Genomic DNA, 21,716 nt, shown 5'->3' on the forward strand with positions numbered 1-21,716 from the left:
ATGAGTTCCGTTAAAATATCGATACATGGTGCTTATTTGGGCATCAGAACCGCAGGCAGAGGTGTTAGCGTACCATTCGAATAACCTTGCTGTTGCCGTTGCTGCTGTATGGCATCAAGCCTCAGTTGTAACTTAGGATGGCTGTCAAACCAGCTGGGTAGCTTGCTGGTATCTAGCTGCAGCATAGCATGAAAAAAAACCTCAGCTGCGCCGGTGTGGCCATAACGACAATTTAACATTGTCAGTGCAGCAGCATCGGCCGCCAGCTCCCGTTGTTGTGAATGCTGTGCCATGCCAAATTCCGTTGCCGGCAGAAAAATCTGTCCGGCGCCGCTGCTGCCAGTAAGGGTACTGGTAATGACCGCTAACACCAGCGCTCGACCAAAACCGCGTAAATGATCGCGGTGCTGTAAATGCGCGAGCTCATGCGCCAGGATAAAGGCGAGGGCATTTTCACTATCCAGTTTTTCTAGCAAACCGCGATATACCAGCATAGTACCGCCTGGCATTACGCCGGCATTGGCGATGGCTTTATCAATAAAATGGACATTTACCGGATAGGGTACGGTACTGCATTTTTGCAAGTCTTGGGTAAGCTGCTGTAAATAGGCTTGTTGTGGGCTGGGTTCAGGCTTGCTTGCAAAGTTTGCAAACCACTGCTGCTCTAATTCGGGTGACAAGTGGTTTAATGCTTTGTCGAGGGCGAGCCCCAACAACCAATAGAGTAAAAACAGCAGCGCCAGCAAGGCGCTACCGATCAGTAAGAGATCCTGCAAAGGCCGTTGCCGGCCAATGTTAGGGTTGGTTTTGGGTAACCTAGGTTGATAAGCCATTTTAAAGATGTGCTCTAGCGATAATAAGTAGCTCGCCGTTTTAGTTGGCGGCGCTATTAGCTTGCTGACTGCCCTCAGCGGCCTGGCCATAGATTGCTGTGCCATAAGCCAGCAGTTCTACCGAGCCAATACCATTGCCGGCCGCATTATGAATGCTCGAGGTTTCAACCCGAATATTAATAATTTGCACCGCACCTGTGCATTGCTCTTTCATCCGCAGCAGCGCTTCGCGTCGGGCTCTGTCTAACAGCGTTTCGTAACTGGCAACTGGGCCACCGACAATACTGCGCAATATCGCCAACAAGCGTTTGAAGTAATCAATGGAGATCACCACACTGCCACAGACTAGCTCTGCTTTGTCTATTTGCTGCATAGGAATAAGCAGCTCGCGATTATTGCTGTTTGGCAGCCTTACCCATTGCTGCTCGCGTATATTGATACTCTGGAAATGGCGTTGCTCGGCCCATTTACCAAAGAAATAACCCAGCAACAGCAGGATTAAAAAGCCAATAAAAGGGATCATAACTTACTCCACTCTGACGGCCGTACCATAGACATAAATTTCGGCAGCGCCGGCCGCTACCGACGAGGTAGAAAAGCGCACATTAACTATAGCGTTAGCGCCCATTTCGCTGGCTTGCGCTTTCATCCGGCTTATGGCTTCATCGCGAGATTCGTTTAACAGTTCGGTATAGCCACGTAGCTCACCACCAAACACATTTTTGATCCCCGCCATAATATCGCGGCCAACATGCTTGGCGCGTACAGTGCTGCCAGAGACTACACCATAGCAGTCGATAATAGTTTTGCCGGGCACGGTTTCGGTATTGGTAATAAACATATGAAATCCTTTACTGTTTAATGAATTGATTAAAACGATCTCATCATAGGCAAAGTGTGGCGCCAGATACAATCAAAATGCCAAACAAAATTGTAACCAAGGGTGTTAAGTTAATGCTTAAGCTGCTCTGCCAAAAAATCCACCAGCCGCCGCACCTTAGCGGATAAATGCCGGTTTTGTGGATACAGCGCCCAAATGCCTTCATCCGGTTGGCGAAAGGCATCCAATACTGAGTGTAGCGAGCCATTCGCCAGATAATCGGCAACATAATAGTCGGGCAGTTGCACTAAACCGAGGCCCTGTAGGGCGGCATCGCGCAGGGCGACACCGCTATTACAGACTAAGCGCCCTTGCGGCCGGTAACTGATCAGCTTGCCGTCTTGCATCAAGCGCCATAGCCCAACGGTGCCGGTTAGGCATTGTAGCTTGCTAAGATCGCTAAGCTGGGAGGGCGTACCCTGTTGGCGCAAATACTCGGGTGAGGCCACGATATATTGGGTGCGACTGGTGAGTTTACGGGCTATTAAGCTGGAGTCTTCTAAGGTGCCCAGCCGAATGGCTAAATCATAGCCGCCTTGTACTAAATCGAGTTTATCATTGGTCAGGTGAACGTCTAGTTCGGTATCGGGGTACTGCAACAAAAACTGATGTAACAGCGGTGCTATATGGGTTTCACCATAATAGACCGGCGCAGTGAGCTTAATTAAACCGCGCGGGGTGGCCGATAAATTTGCCAAGGTACGATTAGCTTCCTCCAAACTGCTGACCAGATGCCGACAGTGTTGTAAATATAATTGCCCCTCTTCGGTAAGGCTAACGCTGCGGGTACTGCGATACAGCAGCTTAATGGCCAGTGTGGCTTCTAGCTCTGCAATATTGCGGCTTACCTGTGCAACCGACATTGCGAGTTGCTTAGCGGCTTTGGTAAAGCTTTGTTGTTCAGCGACGGCGACAAATTCGCTAATGCCGGTCCATTGTTTCATATTTAGCCTTTTTAGGAGAAACCAGTGCATATTGCGCAGTGTGAAGGTGACGCAGCGCCTTGCTTGCCTAGTATTATTGCATTAATGAAAAACTGATTTGCATTTTAGCCTTATTCATATCGATATGGAAAAGATAAAAAGCAGGTTATACTTAGGGCGTGTTGACGTTTGCTGGTTAGATTTTGTTCTTCTGGCGGCGTTTTGATCGCGAAACGAGGAGTGCGGTACGCGGTACCCGGTTTAGCCATTCTAAATAAACGACGAGTGACAAAGAGCAAAGCGCCGCCAGATGAGCCCTCCGGGCAGCGTGTGGCTGGCATTTCTACTGCGTTATCGCTTGTTCATGTAGAATAACTACACATCACAAGCTCTGCCTTGTATAAATACCAGCCACTCAGCTGCAAAAACAACCAGCAAACGTCAACACGCCCTAGTGCATAACAATGCAGGCTATTACGATAACAAGGATAACATTATGCAAATGATCAAAACCCGCGCCGCCGTTGCCTGGGGCCCAGGCCAGCCTTTATCGATTGAAGAAGTGGATTTAATGCCACCGCAAAAAGGCGAAGTGTTAGTAAAAATTGTTGCTACCGGTGTGTGTCATACCGATGCCTTTACCTTATCGGGTGAAGATCCAGAAGGCATTTTCCCGGCCATTTTAGGCCATGAAGGTGGCGGTATTGTGGAAGCGGTAGGTGAGGGCGTAACGTCAGTTGCCGTGGGCGATCATGTTATTCCGCTGTATACCCCAGAGTGTGGCAAATGTAAGTTTTGTTTATCGGGCAAGACCAATCTGTGTCAGGCGATTCGCGCCACCCAAGGCAAAGGCTTAATGCCCGATGGCACCACCCGTTTCTCGAAAGACGGTAAGCCAATTTACCACTATATGGGCACCTCTACCTTTTCTGAGTACACCGTATTACCTGAGATTTCGCTGGCAAAAATCAATAAAGAAGCGCCACTGGAAAAAGTCTGTTTGCTCGGCTGTGGCGTCACTACCGGTATGGGCGCAGTAATGAATACCGCCAAAGTAAAAGAGGGCGATACGGTTGCCGTCTTTGGGTTAGGCGGCATTGGTTTATCGGCTATTATTGGCGCAGTGATGGCCAAAGCCAGCCGGATTATTGCTATTGATATCAATGAATCGAAATTTGATATTGCCAAAAAGCTCGGTGCCACCGATGTGATTAATCCGAAAAACTTTGATAAACCCATTCAGGAAGTGATCGTAGAGATGACCGATGGCGGCGTCGATTTCTCCTTTGAATGTATTGGTAACGTGAATGTGATGCGTTCTGCCTTAGAGTGCTGCCATAAAGGCTGGGGCGAATCGGTTATTATCGGTGTCGCCGGTGCGGGCCAAGAAATTTCCACGCGGCCATTTCAGCTGGTTACCGGCCGGGTATGGCGCGGTACGGCCTTTGGTGGCGTAAAAGGCCGCAGCGAATTACCTGACTACGTAGAACGCTATTTAAATGGCGAGTTTGAGCTGGATACCTTTATTACCCATACCATGCCATTAGAGGATATTAATAAAGCCTTTGATTTAATGCATGAGGGTAAGTCTATTCGCACGGTAATTCACTTTTAAGCACGCTGAGTCTTAGTCTTAGTATGCAGTGGGCGAAGTAGGCATGCAGCGGAGCCAAAGCGGAGACTTAGCTCCGTTTTGGCGTGTTATAATAACGCTGTCTGTTAATTTGCGCGCTCGTCATTCAATAAGCATGCATAAGCTAAGTCGGTAAGCTGTGTGCGTTAGACAAAGACAGTGCTGGTTGATAACCGTCAGCGCTTTGCTTTGGCAAAGCTTATGCTGAGTTTTCAGTGTATTTAGAGCTTAGCGTTTTTACATAGGAATAGATATGACAACGTCAGCGTTAACCAAGGTCAGCGAGCAGCTGTGCTTTGGTGGGAAACAAATTCGGTTTAGCCATCATTCTGCGGTGCTTAACTGCCAGATGCAATTTTCGGTGTTTTTACCGCCACAGGCCGAAGCGGCCAAAGTGCCTGCTTTATATTGGTTATCGGGCTTAACGTGCACTGATGAAAACTTTTCCAGCAAAGCAGGCGCGCAACGTGTGGCCGCCGAGCTTGGCTTGGCGTTAATTATGCCTGATACCAGCCCGCGCGGTGAGGGCGTACCAGATGATGCCAATGGCGCTTATGACTTTGGCTTAGGTGCCGGTTTTTATGTTAACGCCACCGAGCCGCCCTTTGCTGAGCATTATCAGATGTACGATTATATCGCCGCTGAATTGCCAGCCTTATTGGAGGCAGAATTACCCATCAGCGATAAAAGAGCCATTAGCGGCCACTCAATGGGCGGCCATGGCGCTTTGGTCATTGGCTTACGCAACGCCGAGCGTTATCGCAGCATTTCGGCATTCTCACCGATTTGTAACCCGATAAACTGCGCTTGGGGTATTAAAGCATTAACGGGTTTTTTAGGCGAAGATAAAGCACATTGGCAGCAGTATGATGCCTCGGTGCTGTTAGCGGCAAAGGGCAGTGCGCTGCCTATTTTAGTTGATCAGGGCCTTGCCGATAATTTTTACCCGGCGCAGCTACAAACTGAGGCATTGGTTAATGCCGCAAATAGCGCAGGTGTAGCCGCAGAGATCCGCCTACATGAGGGGTATGATCATAGCTATTATTTTATTGCCAGCTTTATTGAGCAGCATCTGCGTTTTCATGCCCAGCATCTAGTGCTAACAAACGGCTAAAATCTACACTGGGGCAGCACAATCGATGGCAAGATTGTGCTGTCTCCATTTGAGTTCAGCCTGAAATTCAGCTTTAACAGTGCGGTTTTTTGAGCTGCTGTCGAGTTGAGGCAAGTGCAAGCTGCAGTAATATAACCTACCTTTCAGTACAACATACTGGCATAATTTGGAAAAACCTCTGCAATTAATAGTGGGAGAGCGCTATGAGCTATAACAACGAGAATGTGTTTGCCAAAATTCTGCGCGGCGAATTACCTTGTTTTAAAATTTATGAAGATGCGCATAGCTTAGCCTTTATGGATATTATGCCGCAGGCCGCCGGCCATGCTTTAGTGATCCCCAAATATCCCGCTGAGACCTTGGCAGAATTACCGCTAGAATTTGCCACGCCCTTATTAAGTACAGTACAAAAAGTCATGGCGGCACAAAAGCAGGTATTAGGTGCAACCGGTGTAGTGTTGATGCAGCTAAATGGTACTGAAGCCGGCCAAACCGTGCCGCATTTGCATTTTCATCTGATCCCCGCGCATTTACGTAACTTAAAAGCCCATGGTGCTGAGCAAGGTGATATGGCAGAAATTAAAGCGCAGGCTGAAGCGCTGTCTGCTGCACTTTTATAGCCTATCCCCTTAATCTTTGTAGATACGGGGGTGTTAGCTGCCTTCACTTACCCCAGTCACATAGGTTAACTATGCTCTTGGGGATGCGCTCAGTTGCCGCCTACTCGTATCTTCAATGATTTTGGGTATAATTTTGTAATTAGTATCGTATTGGGGTAGGTGAGTTTTGCCAGCCCGCTTTATTTTGCCTTTAGCTTCGCTGTAAGCGCCTTGAGTTAATTCGCAAGGCGCTATTGTTGGCATTTTTTAGGATGTTGCATGAACCTTTGTCGTACTTTGTTAGCACTAAGCCTTACCTCTGCGCTCTTTGCCTGTAGTTTACCCTATACTGAACGTGCTGCGGTTGAATCTGCTGCCGCGAACACTCAAGCGCCTGCGGTTGGCTTGCAGTTAAAAATTATTCATATCAATGATACGCACTCGCAGTTTGATGCGTCGCCCGCCAAAGTCGTTGGCAGCGATGGTAACCCGCTGTATACCTTTATTGGTGGTCATCCACGTTTGTTAACCGAAGCGCGCCGCTTACGCGAAAACGCAACAGCTGCCGGTTTACCCAGTTTATTTTTGCACGGCGGGGATGCGTTTAAGGGCAGTGCCTATTTTGAATTGTTTGAACAAAAAATTAATATCGATATTTTAAACCGCATGCAGCTGGATGCGATGGCGCTGGGTAACCATGAGTTTGATATTGGTTTAGCCAAGCTGGCAGATTTTGCCAGTAACATTAATTTTCCGCTGTTAGCCGCCAATGTGGATAAAAGCGCCGAGCCGCAGTTAGCCGAGGTGGCCAATTTAAAACCCTACCAAATTTTTGTACTGGACAATAACCGCTGGTTGCCAGAGCCGCAATGGCAAGCGCAAAGCGCGGCGCAGAACAAGGCAACCCCGGTGCGTTTAGCCATTTTTGGTTTAGCGCTGGAAGATATGCGCGCCATGGTGCCCGACACGGGTGCTTTAGTGTTTGAAGCCGAGGTGGCAGCTGCACAGCGTACCGTGGATTATTTGCAGCAGCAGGGTATTAACCATATTGTGGCGCTTACCCATTTGGGCAATCAGCGTGATTTGCGTGTTGCGGCAGCGGTAAATGGCATTGATGTGATTGTTGGTGGCCATTCGCATAGCTTGCTGGGCGATTTCCGCCATTGGTATTTGGGGCTGCAAGGGCCTTATGCCCAGCAGGTACTTAACCCGAATGGCAACAGTTTTACCTGCGTGGTGCAAGCAGGGCAATTTGCGCAGGCGGTCGGGGCCTTAACGGTAAGTTTTGATAGCCAGGGGCAAATTATCGATTGCCGCGGTGAAAATACCTTACTGGCTAGTCGCGAGCTTTATCGCAGCGCACTGCGTCAGGCCGACAGCCAAGTAAACGGCGATACCTTGGCGCAAAAACTGGCGTATCTGCAAAGCTTGCCGAATACCCGTATCACCGAAGAAGATGCGGCACTGCGCCAGGTAATTAATGAGATCTACTTACCTGCACTGCAACAGGCTTATGGCGCGCAAATAAGCAGCACAGAGCGTACCATTACGCATGTCCGTTTACCGGGCACGGGCGGCAGCGATCAGCATGGTTCTGAGCTAGCTGGCCATATAGCCGATGCGATGCACAGCTGGCTAAATTCGGCTCAGGTGCAGCCGTTATTAGCGGGGCCGGTCGATTTTAGCTTAATCGGTGCCGGTAATATTCGAAGTAACATTGAAGCTGGCGCCATTTATGAAGGCCATATTCGGCTGGAAGTATTACCCTTTGATGCGCCATTAAGTGTACTGACGGTAACGGGCGCGGATGTGTTGGTCTTACTGGAAGAAACCATAGCAGCTACCTTACCGCAAGGTGCCCATGCCGGTAAATTCCCGTATAGCAGCCATTTACGTTATACCGCCAGTGAGCGGCTGGATGGCAGTTTACAGTTATCTGAGGTGGCGGTGTTACATGAGGGTAACTGGCAGGCGATAGTGCCTGAGCAGCAATATCGCTTAGCCACCACGAACTATCTGGCGAATGGCAATGATGGCTGGCAGCGGCTACAACAGGTACAGCAACACAGCACCGATCGGCAGGATATTATTTTGCTGAACGGTCAGCCAAAAGCCTATGCCGTTAAGCGGGTGCAGGCCAATACCGATGCCAAAGGGCAACAGGCCTTTGTGGTGGAGTATGCACAAGCGTCTTTACCTTGCGGTAATGAGGGGGTTGACTGTAAAACCGCAGCACAAGCAATGATTGATCACTTGCGCGCCACGCCAGCATTATGGCAACAACAGCGGCCTGCTACTGTGACACTGTGGCGTAACTAAAGCTTATTCACCCAACTCTTATCCACCCAGCTCTTATCCACCCAACTCCGGTACCGGCCTGACCAGTTTATCCACAGGTCTCCGGTACCGGTAATACCAGCATAAGTAAAAGTTTGCTTATTCTTACTGGTTATAAACGATAGCGAATCCTGCTTTGTAGCTTATGAATATACCGTTATGCTAGTACGCTATCTTTAATGGGGCTGTTATGAGCATCGCAATAGAAAACGTCAATAAAACCTTCGGCAGCTTTGTGGCGCTGGATAACGTGAATTTAGCCATTAAAACCGGCGAGCTCACGGCGCTGCTCGGGCCTTCTGGTTCGGGTAAAACCACCTTGCTGCGTATTATCGCTGGGCTGGAGCAGGCCGATAGCGGCATTATCCGTTTTAATAGCGAAGATATTACCGGCCAGCATGTCTCTGAGCGTGGCGTGGGTTTTGTATTTCAGCATTATGCCTTGTTTAAACATATGACCGTGTTTGAAAACGTTGCTTATGGCTTAACGGTTAAGCCGAAAAAATTCCGCCCCTCTAAAGCAGACATTGCCAAAAAAGTGAATAATCTGCTCGAGCTAGTACAATTGGGCTGGACGGCAGACCGTTACCCTTCGCAGCTCTCTGGCGGGCAGCGCCAACGAATCGCGTTAGCCCGTGCTTTGGCGGTAGAGCCAAAAATGCTGTTATTAGATGAGCCCTTTGGTGCCCTGGATGCCAAGGTACGCGCTGAGCTACGCCGCTGGTTGCGCCGCCTGCATGACGAAATTCATGTGACCAGTGTCTTTGTTACCCATGATCAGGAAGAAGCACTGGAAGTGGCTGACAGAATAGTGGTGATGAACAAAGGCCGTATTGAACAAGATGGCACCCCCGAGCAGGTGTATGACAACCCGGCAAATCCTTTTGTGTATGAGTTCTTAGGAAATGTAAACCTGTTTCATGCCAGGGTTAAACAAGGGCAAAGTAGCATTGGCGATTTGAAGGTGCCTTCACCGGAATACACCAATAGCGACGAACAAGACGGGTTAGCTTATGTACGGCCGCATGAAATTGATGTGTTTAACCTGCCGCAGCCCGATGCGATTAAAGTGAAGCTGGATCTGGTCACCATTGTGGGCCCAGCGGTGCGCTTGGAAGTATTGGCTGAAAGCGATCAGCAGTTGATCCATGTAGAATTGCCCAAAGAGCAGTTTAAGCAGCTTAATGTAAAACAGGGCGATACGGCCTGGATTTTACCGCGCTATACCAAGGTGTTTTTGGGCGAAGGGATTTAAAAAGCCCAACTTAGCAGTGATTTTCCGCAATACCCAGTTAGACGGGGTGGTCTCAAACTGGGTGTTGATCTTTTCACGCGAGTGGTATTTCATCACGCGTTTCAGCCGGATAAATTACCAATATATTGGTTGCTGGAAACTGCATTGCCAATTGGTTTTGCACTTCTGGAAGATGGCTATTCCAAGCCAAGCCATCTTTGCGCACACCGTAAAATACCAGTAAATCACCAGTGAGGTTATGCTTTTGCAGTAGTGCTGGCAATTGTAGCCAGTCGGTTGCGGTATGCCATTGCGTATCGGGCAGCGCTTTTAAGCGCAGCTTTAACCGCGTTTGTTGTTCTATCTGGCAATAAATATGCAAAGCAAGGCCAAGTTGCTGACATAACCTTTTTATCAATTGTAGTGCTTCGGCAGAGCCAGCTTCTAAATCGGCATTGGGTGGTAGTAACCAACAGAGTCTTTTGCCATGTTGCAGAGGGGCTACTTGGCGTTTTACCAGCAGGGTATAAGCAGGATCAGCTAATAAGCGGCTTAGCATAGAACCAAATAACAGTTCAGACGTGCTACTGTGTTCACTCCAGCCCACAATCACTTCACCTGCCCTGAGTTCGCGACGTGTCCGTAAAATACCATCGGTGATATTCAGATCAATTCGTAGCTTAGCTTCTGCCGGGATATTGGCAGCGGCTAAATAGCTTACTGCACTGCTTAGCAGCTTTTCCGCGTGCTGTAGCTTAGCGTCGTGGCTATATTGCTCCTCTACAATGGTCATGGCATAAACGGGTTGTACCGTGCCGGGTTTACGCAGCCATTTCGCTAGCTGTAAAAAGGGCTCTGCGGGTTGCTCGGGTGACAGTGCCACCAGAATGCGTGATTCTGTTTGGTTATCTTCTGGTAATTGCTGTTGGCTTAAGGCCATTTTCCGGCCGTAGCGATCAACCAACCACGGTGCTAAGAAGCAGGTGACTAAAATCATAAGAATGGCGCCGTTTACCACGGCTTCATCAAACAAACCTATTTCATAGCCGACCATGGTCGCGGCCAGTGTGGCGGCAGCCTGGGCCACGCTTAAACCAAACACCACCCGCGCTTGCGGTTTGCTGTAGCCCAAAAACAGTCGGCACAGCTCTGCAGCGGCCCATTTGGTTAAAATCACTGTTGCTACCATGGCAAAGGCTATTACCCAAGCGCGGGCGCTGGCAAAGAAAATGCCGACATCCAGCAGCATGCCAACTGATAACAAAAAGAACGGGATAAAAATCGCTTCACCGGTAAATTGCAGCCGGTTCATTAGGGTGCTGTTGTGCGGAATAATGCGGTTTAGGGCTAAGCCTGCCAAAAAGGCACCGATAATCGGCTCCGCGCCGGCCAGGTGCGAGAAGCTGGCGCAGATAAACACCGTTGCCAGCACAAACACAAACTCGGCCACACCATCACCGCCAACACTGCGAAAAAACCAGCGCGCGAGCTTGGGCAATAAGAATAAAATAGCCAGAATATACAGGCTTAAACTTATGCCCAGTTGCAGCCAATAGTGCTCGCTAAGCTCGCCTTTTGCCATGGTAGCGATAACGGCCAGCACTAACAATGCGAGGGTATCGGTAATAATGGTGCCGCCGACAGCAGTGGTAACGGCAGGGTTGCGGCTAATGCCTAAGCGGCTGGCAATAGGGTAAGCCAGCAACGTATGAGAGGCGAACATACTGGCTAGCAATATTGCCGACAGCCAGTCAAAGCCGAGCAGCAAGGCGATGGCGGTGCCGGTCGCTTGCGGAATAATAAAGGTGAGTAAGCCAAACAGCAGCGTATGCGATTTTGAGCGTTTTAATTGCTGCATATCAATTTCAAGTGCAGCAATAAACATAATATACAACAAGCCGACGGTGCCAAAGAGTACAAAGGATTGGTCTCGCGCCAGCACATTTAGCGCATTGGGGCCAAGCAGGGCCCCTGCAAATAATAGCCCTATCATACCGGGTAAGCGATAGCGCGCGAGCAGAAGAGGGCAGATCAGGATCAGGCTGGCAACAATCGCAAATACAACGACCGGATTGGTAATAGGGAAAAAATCTGCCATAGAATGAATTAATTAAACCAACACTGCTTGCAATGATAACGGAACCAGAAGGCAATAAATAGCGATGCTCTTATTGCATAAGTCCTTTCTTTAGAACAAATGCGCGATGCAACATGACTTTGATTATTTGAAATAGCTAAAAGCTCTAATAAGTTATAAAAAATAAATTTTTAGTTATATTAAAATGCGTTCATCAACCCTAACCCTAACTCTAACCCTTTGCCTTTTGGCTGATTAAGCCTGATGTGCAGCAGTTGTATTTCACCAGTATTTTTACCATTGCTAGTGCCGATAGGACCTTTATTGAAACCGGTACCTTAAACAATATTTCGCTGGTGGTGCGATCCTTAGGGCAAGGCGAGTTAAAAGCAGAAGTGGTATTTTGGGCTTTTAAGCAAGTAGCTGTAATCGCCACTAACGTTACTTTTTGGCACTGTCTAACAAGTTTTCTGTCGATTTTTTATTGTCGTTACGTAAATCTCGGTAAACGGCAGCACGCATGATCAGCATGGCGCTGACGGGCGCCGTAAGTAACACAAAGGCGGTGATCAACAGTTCATGCACGATAGGACGCTGTGCTAAACCCGTAAAAAAGACCATTGAGGCCAGCAAAAAACACCCAGTACCTAATGTAATGGTAATGGCTGGACCGTGGATCCGTTGATAAAAATGCGGCAGCCGATACAAGCCCAGTGCACCAATCAATGTTACCAGGCTACCGATAATCAAAAATAGCATAACGGGAATACCTACCCACAGCGGAATGGTCTCTGGTAACTGACTCATTCGATGATCTCCCCGCGCATTAAAAACTTAGCAAGAGCAATGGTCGAAACAAAACCAGTAAGCGCAATAAGCATGGCTAACTCAAAGTAGACTTGGCTGGCAAAGCTGATCCCAAGCACCAGTGTAAAGAGCATAATAATCATCCAAAGTGTATCTAAGGCTAATACCCGATCTTGTGCGGTTGGCCCTCTTAACAAACGCAGGGCACAACATAACATTGCAAGCAATAAACAAAGTTGCGAAAAATACAGGGTTATCTCCACTAAAAATCTCATTTGGGCTCCTGTTCAAACATGTCTCGTAGTGGCTGCTCGTAGCGTTGTTTTATCGTATCAATCCACCACTGGGTATCTTGTAAGTCAAACACATGTAACGACAATTCATGCGTATCGGGAAGGATCTCTATCCATACGGTACCGGGTGTGGAATTGATTAAGCAAGACAAAATGGCTAACCCGACGGGATCCTTTAAATCAAGCGGCACCTTAATAAACTGCGAATTGATACTCTGTTGCCTACGTAACAGAATAATTTTACTGACATTGAGCGCAGAACGTAGGATCTCCAGTGTCGACCAACAGAGTAGCTTTAGAAACACCCAAGGTTTGCGTAGCTGCGTTGCCGGTGGGCGTAATCGTCCAGTCATTTTTGGGATGACAATCGCAATAATTGTCCCAAACAGTATGTGTGCTGCGGCGAGCGTTTGATTTAATAATAACCAAATAATAACCAAACTTAACGACAGTAATGGTGCGGGTAACCAACGGTGTAAAAAAGGGGTTTGCATTAATCGTTCCTCGATATGGGGGCGGTATGCAATACCTGCTCAATGTAGCGATGTGTTTGTAATAAATCGTCGGCCACCCGATCTAATAACGCATAGAGTGGGCCTGCCATAATGGTCATGGTAATACAAAGCAGTAATAACAAGAGGATAGGGCTGGCTTCGCTCATTTTTAAACGCGGACTTTGGGCTGCTTGGGCTGTCCAAAAACTGCGCACGCCAAAGCGCATTAATGAAATAATCGCGGTTAATCCGGCAAAAATCAATAAGATAACCAAAAGCCAACTGGCAACATCATTTCGACTTTGCAGTAATTGATGCAAGATACTAAATTTTGCAATAAAGCCAGACAACGGCGGTAACCCAGACATGATGAGCGCGCAAGCTGCAAAGGTCAGCCCCAAAAATGCCATAGCGGCCGGGATCACTACCCCAGCAGACTCTTTTTTATCTTCTTCCATAGCAAAAAACTCCATACTTAACGCAAATACGCTATCTGCAGGAGTATAAATGCGTTCAATCAGCTCGGTTAGTAGCACAAAAGCCGCTACGGCCAGTGTTGAGCTGATTAAATAAAACAACATAGCGCTGAGCGTAATGGCCTCACCATATCCCATTAACGCCAGTAAGATGCCAGACGAAATCACCGCACTATAGCTGGCAATGCGTCCAGAATCTTGACTCGCCAATAAGCCAATGGCCCCGAAGGTCAGGGTGAATAATCCACCAAGCAGTAAAAAAGACTGACCAAACCCAGCAGAGTCGCCTGCGGCGTCACCAAACAGCAGATAATGCAGCCTTAATATGACGTATATGCCTATTTTCGTTAATAACACGAGCATGGCAGTAACCGGTGGTGATGCGGCAGAGTAGGTAATGGGTAACCAAAAACCCAATGGCCACATAGCGCTTTTCGTGAGAAATGCCACGGCTAAAATAGCTGCTGCGGTATGCAGCATCTGACGTTGTGTTTCGGCAAGCAGCGGTATTTTTGTAGCCAAATCAGCAAAGTTTAGCGTGCCTGTTGCCGCGTACACTAACGCAATTCCCAATAAAAAAAACAGCGAGGCAATCAAGTTTACGACGATATATTGCATACCGGCCCGGATCCGATTCACATTATAACCGTGCAGCAGTAAACCATAAGATGCGGCCAACATGACTTCGAAAAAGACAAAGAGATTAAACAGATCGCCAGTTAGGAGCGAGCCATTAATCCCCATCAGTAATAATTGAAATAACGTATGAAAATGCACCCCAAGCCTAGCCCAGCGGCCATAAGAAAAAATGAGTGCACAATTGGCGAGTAAGGCTGCGAGCAGCATAAACAACGTGGCTAATCTATCACCAACCAATACGATACCAAAAGGCGCTGCCCAGTTCGCGGCCAAAAACACCAAAATATCATCGCCAGTAACAGGACCATCCGTTAACCAGAATAGGCCAATGGCGAGCACTAACAACAGTAAGGTACTGACTTGGTTGATCACAAATTTTGCTTTGTGATGGCGTTCATTAATTAATGCCAGCAACGCGCCTGTCAATAATGGCAGCAAAATAGGGAGAATGAGTAACTCGGCAATAAATGGCTTCATTCGTCGTGTTCTCGCTCTTTACCATCCACATGATCAGTACCTGTTAAGCCGCGAGAGCCCAATAAAACCACTAGATACAGCGCTGTTGTGGCAAAACCAATAACAATAGCGGTTAGCACTAAACCTTGAGGGAGGGGATCGGCATATTGCATCGCCGTTGCCGCCTGCTCGGGGAGGGTGAGTGGGGGTTTATTAATATGCACCCGCCCGGTGATAAAGATAAATAAATTGACCGCGTAAGACAGTAATAACAAGCCTGTTATGACTTGAAAGCTGCGCGGACGTAACACGAGCCAAACACCCGAACCAAATAAAATGCCAATCGCTAATGCCAGGATCAGTTCCATTATTTTTGCTCCTGTTGTGCGCGATATTCATTACTTTGTCCAGGGATACGATGGCTGCGGACGGCTTGGTGTGCCAACGCAATCAGAATAAGCATGGTGGTCCCTACGACAACGGCAAATACGCCTAAATCAAATACAAAGGCACTCGGTAGATGTAACTCACCCAATAGCGGCAGCGTAACATGGGCCGTATGTGTGGTAAGAAACGGATAACCAAATAGCCATGCGCCCATCCCAGAAAGGGTGGCAAGCCCTAAACCGATACTGATCCAGCGATGAGGTTGTAATTTTAAGCGCGCTTCCACCCAGGCGGTACCCGCCAACATATATTGAATAATTAAGGCAACGGCGAAAATCAGGCCGGCAATAAAGCCGCCACCGGGCAAATTATGGCCCCGCATAAAAAAGTAAATCGCCACCACGATAATAATGGGTAACAGTAAGCGCAGATATACTGCGGGGACCTGCAAATAGCCAGTAGCGGCCTGTTCACCAGGCAATTGGCTTGAAGCAGGATCTACCGGATTGGTTTGCTGTGGTGGGATCCGCATGCTTTCAGGTGCAGGCCTAAACCGTCGTAATAGGGCATAAACGGTTAATGCGACGATGCTTAAAACGGTAATTTCACCCAAGGTATCGAGGTTTCTAAAATCAACCAATAACACATTTACCACATTGCTTCCGCCACCTTCAGGGAGTGATTTTTCAAGGAAAAACAGGCTAATGGTTTGGTTTTCTGGCTGAATAAGAATGATATAACTGACAAGTGTAAGTACCACACCTGCGGTAATCGCGAGGCTAAGATCGCGGATCCGTCGCAGTTTATCACGTGACGTGGCCACTAAATTAAGTTTACGCGCTGAGATACGGGCGGGTAACCAGCGTAAACCCAGTAAAAGTAAGATCGTGGTTACGGTTTCAACCATTAATTGCGTTAAGGCTACATCAGGTGCCGATAACCATAAAAAGGTTAAACTGGTGACAATACCTGTGCCGCCAACCAATATTAATGCGGCTAATCGATGATATTTTGCTTGCCATGCCGCGGCGATAGCGCAGCTACACCCCACCAACCACAGTAAGGCAAAAGGCAGATTTATTGGGGTAAATTGCAACGCGCTCAGTGTTGTCGGCAGATACCACAGCATCAGCAATGCAGCCGATATGCCCAATAAGATCAGGATTACTAATTGAGGTTGTAGTCGTCGTGTTCCAAGCCAGCGTTCTAGGCGCGCAGCGCCTGCTGCCAAAAGCAACATGGTGGTTTCGTAGGCCTCTTTGCCATTTAGGCGATGCAGCAACGGTACATTATCGCGTAGTTTTAAATTACAGCGTGCAACCAGCCAACGATAAAACACCACACCACCACCAAACGCCAGCACACTCATTACAAGTGGCAAATTCACACCATGCCAAATTGCTAAGCTGTATTCAGGTATCGCGTCGCCTAACACTGATTGTGCTGCAGCACCCAGTAATAAGCCAATACTGAGTTCAGGTAATATTCCTACGATTAAACAACAGAGCACTAAAAGCTCCACGGGGAAGCGCATCCAACGGGGCGGCTCATGCGGTGTTGAATTGTCACCGCTTTGCAAGGGGCCAAAAAATACCTGAATAAACCGTAGCGAATAGGCCACACCAAAAATGGCCATTAATACCGCTGCGGCCGACATCCACCAATTTGAGGCTGAGCCTACCAATAAGGCTTCTGCAAAAAACATTTCTTTAGAGAGAAAACCGTTTAGTAGCGGAACACCGGCCATTGCTGCGCTGGCCACGATAGCTAACGTCGCTGTGTAAGGTAATACCCGACGTAAACCACTTAAGGTGCGCATATCGCGGCTGCCCGTTTCATGATCAATGATCCCCACAGCCATAAACAGTGAGGCCTTAAACGTGGCATGGTTTAATGTGTGGAAAATGGCAGCAACCATCGCTAATGGTGTACCAATACCCAGTAAACAGGTAATTAACCCTAGATGACTAATGGTGGAATAGGCCAATAAGCCTTTTAAATCGTGTTGAAAAATGGCTAAAAAGGCACCGATCAGCATGGTGCACACGCCCGCAGTACCAATAATCCATGTCCATTCTGGCGTGCCGGCTAATACGGGCCATAACCGCATAAGTAAAAAAATACCCGCTTTTACCATGGTGGCAGAGTGCAAATAAGCCGATACCGGCGTGGGGGCGGCCATGGCATGTGGCAACCAAAAATGAAATGGAAATTGTGCGCTTTTCGTAAGTGCACCTAGGGCAATCAAAATTAAAGTGGGTAAGTACCATGCATGTGTGCGAATCACCTCACCCGCCAGTAACACTTTATCTAAATCATAACTTCCGGCAATATGCCCCAGTAGCAAAACACCGATTAGCAAGCACAGGCCGCCAATCGAAGTCACGGTAAAGGCCATTCGAGCGCCTCGGCGCGCATCGGGTCTGTGATGCCAGTATCCGATCAGTAAAAAAGACGTGAGACTGGTCAGCTCCCAAAACATTACTAGCTGAATGAGATTACCCGAAAGCACCACGCCTTGCATAGCACCCATAAAGGCTAATAGAAATGCAAAAAAGCGGGGTACTGGATCCTTAGGTGACATGTAATAACGGGCGTAGAGCACCACCAGTAAACAGATACCTTGAATTAATACGGTGAATAACCAGGCTAAGCCATCCATGCGAAAGATAAGGTTCAGATCATAAGCAGGTAACCACGCTATCTCGTAGCGTAAAATACTCCCTTCACTTACCACGGCAAACTGTGACAAGGTAATCAGCAGACCGCTCAGTGCAATAGCGGCAGCAAACCAGGCTTCACGATTGCGAGCATGCGCGGGCATGCAGGCTGCAGCAATAGCGCCGATAAAGGGTAAAAGGATAAGCAGCAGTAGCAGCATTTTTCTCCTTAAAAAAACAGCCAGTAAACGTTAATTAACCGTTAGGGTGGAGTGGATACAGCCACGGCACCATTATAACGCTGATAATTAATAATATAACCGTTAAGGGAGTCCCAATTTTTAAAAAGTCACTAAACTTAAATTGGCCTGGCCCCAGCACCAAAGTGTTTACTGGCGACGCAACTGGGGTCATAAAAGCGGCTGAGGCGCCTAGCGCCACCATCATAGCAAAGGGATAAGGCGACGCCTGAAAGGCGCTGGCCAGTGAGATAGCCACTGGCGCCATTAAAACAGCGGTAGCGGTGTTAGAGATAAACAGACTAAGTAGGGTGGTCAGTATAAATACCGCGGCGAGCACGGCATGATAACTGGCGTTACCCATTAGGCTAAGCCACTGATTTACCAGTAAGTCGACACCCCCCGTCAGTTGCAGCGCCTGAGCAAAAGGCAGCATGCCAACAATCAGCATAATACTGGGCCAACTAATGGCTTTGTAGGCACTGGCTAAATCGATACAGCGGCAGGCGCCGAGTGATAAACAGGTAATTAACACGGCCACTACGGCAGGCACCAGATCACTGACCATTAAAAACACCATCAGCGCCAAACAGGCCAGCGCATGTGGCGCCTTTTTCGCTGCTGGCGTCATTTCGTCAATTTCTGCCGGCACACTTAACACTAAAAAATCGCGGTTTTGTTGGTGTAACTGCTGAATATCTTGCCAGGTACCCGCCACTAAGATTGTGTCTGTCGCTTGCAGTTTTTCGTCTACCAACACCTGATTAAGGGCCTGGCCATTGCGCCGGATCCCAAGCACATTAAGCCGGTAACGGCTACGGAATGCTAATTCTTGGATACTTTTGCCTGGTAATGACGACTCGGGTGGAAAGGCCACTTCAGCCAAGCCAAGCTCGTGTGCGTGCAAGCTAAAATAAGAGCTGCTTAGGGGCAACGGCTCTAAGCCGAGTATGGCCGAGGCTTGCATAACGCTCATTTGCGGATCGGCTAAGTCGACTAATAAAATATCGCCAGGCTGAACCACTGTTTGGCCGGTAGCAAGCAGCAATAAGGTACGGAATTTCTGCGATCGCTCTACCGCTACCACATTAATGCCGTATTCTGAGCGCAGTCCAAGCGCATTAAGCGGCTGGTTAAGTAAAGGTGAATGGCTTGCAACCCGAAGCCTGAGTTCGCGCTCGGTTAAACAATACGTTTTGGCTAAATCGGCCAGCGTCAGGCGCTGTTGTGTGGGGGTATCGCTCTTTGTTTTTGGCGCTAACCAATGTTGCAACAGCAACATATAGCCGATACCAAGTATCAGTGCGGTCAGGCCAATCGGGGTAAAACTAAAAAAGTTGAAGCCTGCCTGCCCACTTTGCATTAACGCATTATTTACCACCATATTGGGAGGGGTAGCGACAAGCGTTAACATACCGCCAATGAGCGCCGCAAAGGCTAACGGCATCAATAAACGACCAGGTAGGATTTTCAAGCGGGCTGCTACGCTGAGCACAACGGGAATAAAAACCGCAACGACACCCGTCGAACTCATTACTGAACTCAGTAAGGCAGCGCTAGACATTAGCAAAATGACTAAACGTATTTCACTGCTGCCTGAGGTTTTTACCAGCCAATCCCCCAATCGATAAACAATACCAGTACGAACCAAGGCATCACCCACCACAAACAATGCGGCAATAAGAATGACTGTGGGATTACTAAAACCTGCTAGCGTATCCGCGACCGACAAGACGCCTGTTAGCGGAAATAGGATAAGTATCGTCAGCGCCACGACATCTGAGCGGGGTTTATTGATCACAAAACACACCAAAGCACCAAGCAGTAAAGCCAGCACCATCCATAATTCGTTAGACATGCGCTAAAGTCCTTGACTAACCAGTGCTAAGTTACTGATGTCCAGTGTAAAGCTTATGCTAAAAAGAATACAGTACTCTGAGGTGCGTATTCAGCAGTCTTAGGTCGGTGTTTTATGTATTTGTCTTATGTATTTGTCTTATGCAATTCGGATTGCAATACAGCTTTTACCACTAAGGTCGCAATCGCCATTAAGGTTAACAACGCCGCGGCAATAAAAGCACCAGTAGCATTATAGTCTTGTTGCAGGAGTTCGATATGCAATGGCAATGTATTGGTTTGGCCGCGAATGGTTCCAGATACGACGGATACCGCACCAAACTCTCCAACAGCACGTGCGTTGGTTAAAATTACGCCATAAAGTAAAGCCCAGCGGATATTGGGTAGGGTGATTTGCCAAAACACTTGCCAGCCGCTGGCGCCTAATAATACGGCCGCTTCTTCTTGCTCGGTGCCAAGCGTTGACATTAATGGTACCAACTCTTTTACTACAAAAGGACAAGACACAAAAATAGTGACTAATACTAAACCTGGCCACGCGAACATTAACTGCATATCCGCCGCATCTAGCCAGTGAGCAAAAGGGCCATTGCTGCCATAAAGTAATAAATACAAGAGGCCCGCTACGACAGGCGAAACAGCAAACGGAATATCAATTAACGTGAGTAACAGGTGCCGACCGGGAAAGGTAAAACGGGTAACACACCATGCAATTAAGGTACCGAAAACTAAATTAATAGGAACAGTGATACCTGCTACTAAGAGTGTTAAACCAATGGCATGCAACATATCGGCATCACTTAGATTCTGAATAACCCCGCCGATGCCTGCTGAAAATGCGGCAATAAAAATCAATAGTAGTGGGGTTAGCAACAGTAAAACGCTTAAGGTTACCCCTGTTGCAATTAATACCCGACGGATCCCTTTTCCCGCATTATTGTTCATTTCAGGGCCCCCGTGATGTGCTGATAGCGTTGCTGTAGACCGTTAATTAAGAAAAGCAGTATCAAGGACGCCAGCAAGACAACACTGGCAATGGCCGCAGCAGCGGCGTAATCAAACTCTTGTAAGCGTACAAAGATCATTAATGACGTGACTTCAGTTTGCCAAGGCAAGTTACCGGCAATAAAGATCACCGCACCAAATTCACCTAAACTGCGCGTAAATGAAAGCGCAGTACCTGTTAACAGGGCTGGTTTTATTTCGGGCAAAATCACGCGATAAAAGGTTTGAAAGGGACTGGCACCGAGGGTCGCTGACGCTTCTTCGTATTCAGGGCCAAACTCTTCCAGTACCGGTTGAACAGTACGTACCACAAAGGGCACGCTAGTAAAGGTCATTGCCACCACAATTCCCAGCCAGGTATAGGAGACTTTAATATCCCACAAGGCTAAATACTGGCCATACCAACCTTGGGTGGAAAATAATGCGGCTAAGGTTAATCCTGCCACTGCAGTGGGCAAGGCGAAAGGTAAATCCATTAAGCCATCTAACAACAAACGTCCTGGAAAACGGTAACGCGTTAAGATCCAGGCCATTAAAAGCCCAAAAAACAAATTAAAAATACTGGCAACTAACGCGGCCGAGGCGGTCACTTTGTAGGAGGCCACAACACGGGGATCACTGATAATGGCCCAATATTCAGGTAGGGTGAGTTTGGCCGTTTCCATTACCAAACCCGTGAGCGGTAATAAAATCACCAAGCCAATAAAAAATAAACTGCTGCCAAGGCTTACACTAAAGCCTGGCAGCACACGCTTACCGTTTTGTTTCGCCAT

19 protein-coding genes are annotated in these 21,716 nt (G+C 48.0%); 5 read left to right on the forward strand and 14 right to left on the reverse strand.

All coding sequences use genetic code 11. The features are described 5' to 3' along the window. Nucleotides 1–32 precede the first annotated feature (32 nt). The 4 genes from IE070_RS12470 to IE070_RS12485 all read right to left on the reverse strand — a co-directional run bounded on the left by IE070_RS12470 (nucleotide 33) and on the right by IE070_RS12485 (nucleotide 2,657). Nucleotides 33–833 carry a M48 family metallopeptidase gene (locus IE070_RS12470; protein ID WP_189483522.1) on the reverse strand — a complete coding sequence of 267 codons (801 nt, stop codon included), beginning with the start codon at nucleotides 831–833 and terminating at the stop codon, nucleotides 33–35. Between the two features lie 40 nt (nucleotides 834–873). Beyond that, on the reverse strand, nucleotides 874–1,356 hold the full coding sequence (locus IE070_RS12475; protein ID WP_189483523.1) for a YbjQ family protein: 483 nt from the start codon (nucleotides 1,354–1,356) through the stop codon (nucleotides 874–876). A 3-nt stretch (nucleotides 1,357–1,359) separates the two neighbouring features. Beyond that, nucleotides 1,360–1,674: a YbjQ family protein gene (locus IE070_RS12480; RefSeq protein WP_189483524.1), complete on the reverse strand. Its 315-nt coding sequence runs from the start codon at nucleotides 1,672–1,674 to the stop codon at nucleotides 1,360–1,362. 110 nt (nucleotides 1,675–1,784) lie between these two features. Beyond that, nucleotides 1,785–2,657 (reverse strand): LysR substrate-binding domain-containing protein, encoded by an 873-nt coding sequence (locus tag IE070_RS12485; protein ID WP_189483525.1) that lies wholly within the window; start codon nucleotides 2,655–2,657, stop codon nucleotides 1,785–1,787. A gap of 475 nt (nucleotides 2,658–3,132) precedes the next feature. Between IE070_RS12485 and IE070_RS12490 the strand changes: the two genes are divergently transcribed. The 5 genes from IE070_RS12490 to IE070_RS12510 all read left to right on the forward strand — a co-directional run bounded on the left by IE070_RS12490 (nucleotide 3,133) and on the right by IE070_RS12510 (nucleotide 9,574). Beyond that, nucleotides 3,133–4,251 carry an S-(hydroxymethyl)glutathione dehydrogenase/class III alcohol dehydrogenase gene (locus IE070_RS12490; protein ID WP_189483526.1) on the forward strand — a complete coding sequence of 373 codons (1,119 nt, stop codon included), beginning with the start codon at nucleotides 3,133–3,135 and terminating at the stop codon, nucleotides 4,249–4,251. A gap of 271 nt (nucleotides 4,252–4,522) precedes the next feature. Further along, nucleotides 4,523–5,383, forward strand: coding sequence for an S-formylglutathione hydrolase (fghA, locus tag IE070_RS12495; RefSeq protein WP_189483527.1), 861 nt, complete (start codon nucleotides 4,523–4,525; stop codon nucleotides 5,381–5,383). Between the two features lie 203 nt (nucleotides 5,384–5,586). Beyond that, nucleotides 5,587–6,003: an HIT family protein gene (locus IE070_RS12500; protein ID WP_189483528.1), complete on the forward strand. Its 417-nt coding sequence runs from the start codon at nucleotides 5,587–5,589 to the stop codon at nucleotides 6,001–6,003. Nucleotides 6,004–6,261: 258 nt separating this feature from the next. Continuing rightward, on the forward strand, nucleotides 6,262–8,301 hold the full coding sequence (locus IE070_RS12505; protein ID WP_189483529.1) for a bifunctional metallophosphatase/5'-nucleotidase: 2,040 nt from the start codon (nucleotides 6,262–6,264) through the stop codon (nucleotides 8,299–8,301). A 208-nt stretch (nucleotides 8,302–8,509) separates the two neighbouring features. Then, nucleotides 8,510–9,574 carry a sulfate/molybdate ABC transporter ATP-binding protein gene (locus IE070_RS12510; RefSeq protein WP_189483530.1) on the forward strand — a complete coding sequence of 355 codons (1,065 nt, stop codon included), beginning with the start codon at nucleotides 8,510–8,512 and terminating at the stop codon, nucleotides 9,572–9,574. 73 nt (nucleotides 9,575–9,647) lie between these two features. On the opposite strand, the gene IE070_RS12515 is transcribed toward IE070_RS12510, so the two are convergent. From IE070_RS12515 to cysT, 10 genes are all read right to left on the reverse strand, one after another. Next, a complete protein-coding gene (locus IE070_RS12515; RefSeq protein WP_189483531.1) occupies nucleotides 9,648–11,651 on the reverse strand; it encodes a cation:proton antiporter in 2,004 nt (667 codons plus the stop codon). Between the two features lie 420 nt (nucleotides 11,652–12,071). Continuing rightward, nucleotides 12,072–12,437, reverse strand: a complete 366-nt coding sequence (gene mnhG, locus IE070_RS12520; protein ID WP_189483532.1) for a monovalent cation/H(+) antiporter subunit G — start codon at nucleotides 12,435–12,437, stop codon at nucleotides 12,072–12,074. Next, nucleotides 12,434–12,712 carry a K+/H+ antiporter subunit F gene (locus IE070_RS12525; RefSeq protein WP_189483533.1) on the reverse strand — a complete coding sequence of 93 codons (279 nt, stop codon included), beginning with the start codon at nucleotides 12,710–12,712 and terminating at the stop codon, nucleotides 12,434–12,436. The genes mnhG and IE070_RS12525 overlap by 4 nt, the downstream gene beginning before the upstream one ends. After that, nucleotides 12,709–13,224: a Na+/H+ antiporter subunit E gene (locus IE070_RS12530; RefSeq protein WP_189483534.1), complete on the reverse strand. Its 516-nt coding sequence runs from the start codon at nucleotides 13,222–13,224 to the stop codon at nucleotides 12,709–12,711. The genes IE070_RS12525 and IE070_RS12530 overlap by 4 nt, the downstream gene beginning before the upstream one ends. Beyond that, nucleotides 13,224–14,816: a monovalent cation/H+ antiporter subunit D gene (locus IE070_RS12535; protein WP_189483535.1), complete on the reverse strand. Its 1,593-nt coding sequence runs from the start codon at nucleotides 14,814–14,816 to the stop codon at nucleotides 13,224–13,226. Before IE070_RS12535 ends, IE070_RS12530 begins: the two co-directional genes overlap by 1 nt. Next, the gene (locus IE070_RS12540; protein WP_189483536.1) at nucleotides 14,813–15,163 is read right to left on the reverse strand and encodes a Na+/H+ antiporter subunit C; all 351 of its coding nucleotides are present in this window, start codon (nucleotides 15,161–15,163) and stop codon (nucleotides 14,813–14,815) included. The genes IE070_RS12535 and IE070_RS12540 overlap by 4 nt, the downstream gene beginning before the upstream one ends. Further along, nucleotides 15,163–18,063 (reverse strand): monovalent cation/H+ antiporter subunit A, encoded by a 2,901-nt coding sequence (locus tag IE070_RS12545; protein WP_189483537.1) that lies wholly within the window; start codon nucleotides 18,061–18,063, stop codon nucleotides 15,163–15,165. Before IE070_RS12545 ends, IE070_RS12540 begins: the two co-directional genes overlap by 1 nt. A gap of 34 nt (nucleotides 18,064–18,097) precedes the next feature. Next, nucleotides 18,098–19,939 carry an SLC13 family permease gene (locus IE070_RS12550; protein WP_189483538.1) on the reverse strand — a complete coding sequence of 614 codons (1,842 nt, stop codon included), beginning with the start codon at nucleotides 19,937–19,939 and terminating at the stop codon, nucleotides 18,098–18,100. A 125-nt stretch (nucleotides 19,940–20,064) separates the two neighbouring features. Then, entirely contained in the window at nucleotides 20,065–20,883 is an 819-nt protein-coding gene (gene cysW / locus IE070_RS12555; protein ID WP_189483539.1) for a sulfate/thiosulfate ABC transporter permease CysW, read from the reverse strand. Next, entirely contained in the window at nucleotides 20,880–21,716 is an 837-nt protein-coding gene (cysT, locus tag IE070_RS12560; protein ID WP_189483540.1) for a sulfate/thiosulfate ABC transporter permease CysT, read from the reverse strand. The genes cysW and cysT overlap by 4 nt, the downstream gene beginning before the upstream one ends.

It is taken from the genome of Alishewanella tabrizica (genome assembly GCF_014652375.1).
Taxonomy (GTDB): Bacteria; Pseudomonadota; Gammaproteobacteria; order Enterobacterales; family Alteromonadaceae; genus Alishewanella; species Alishewanella tabrizica.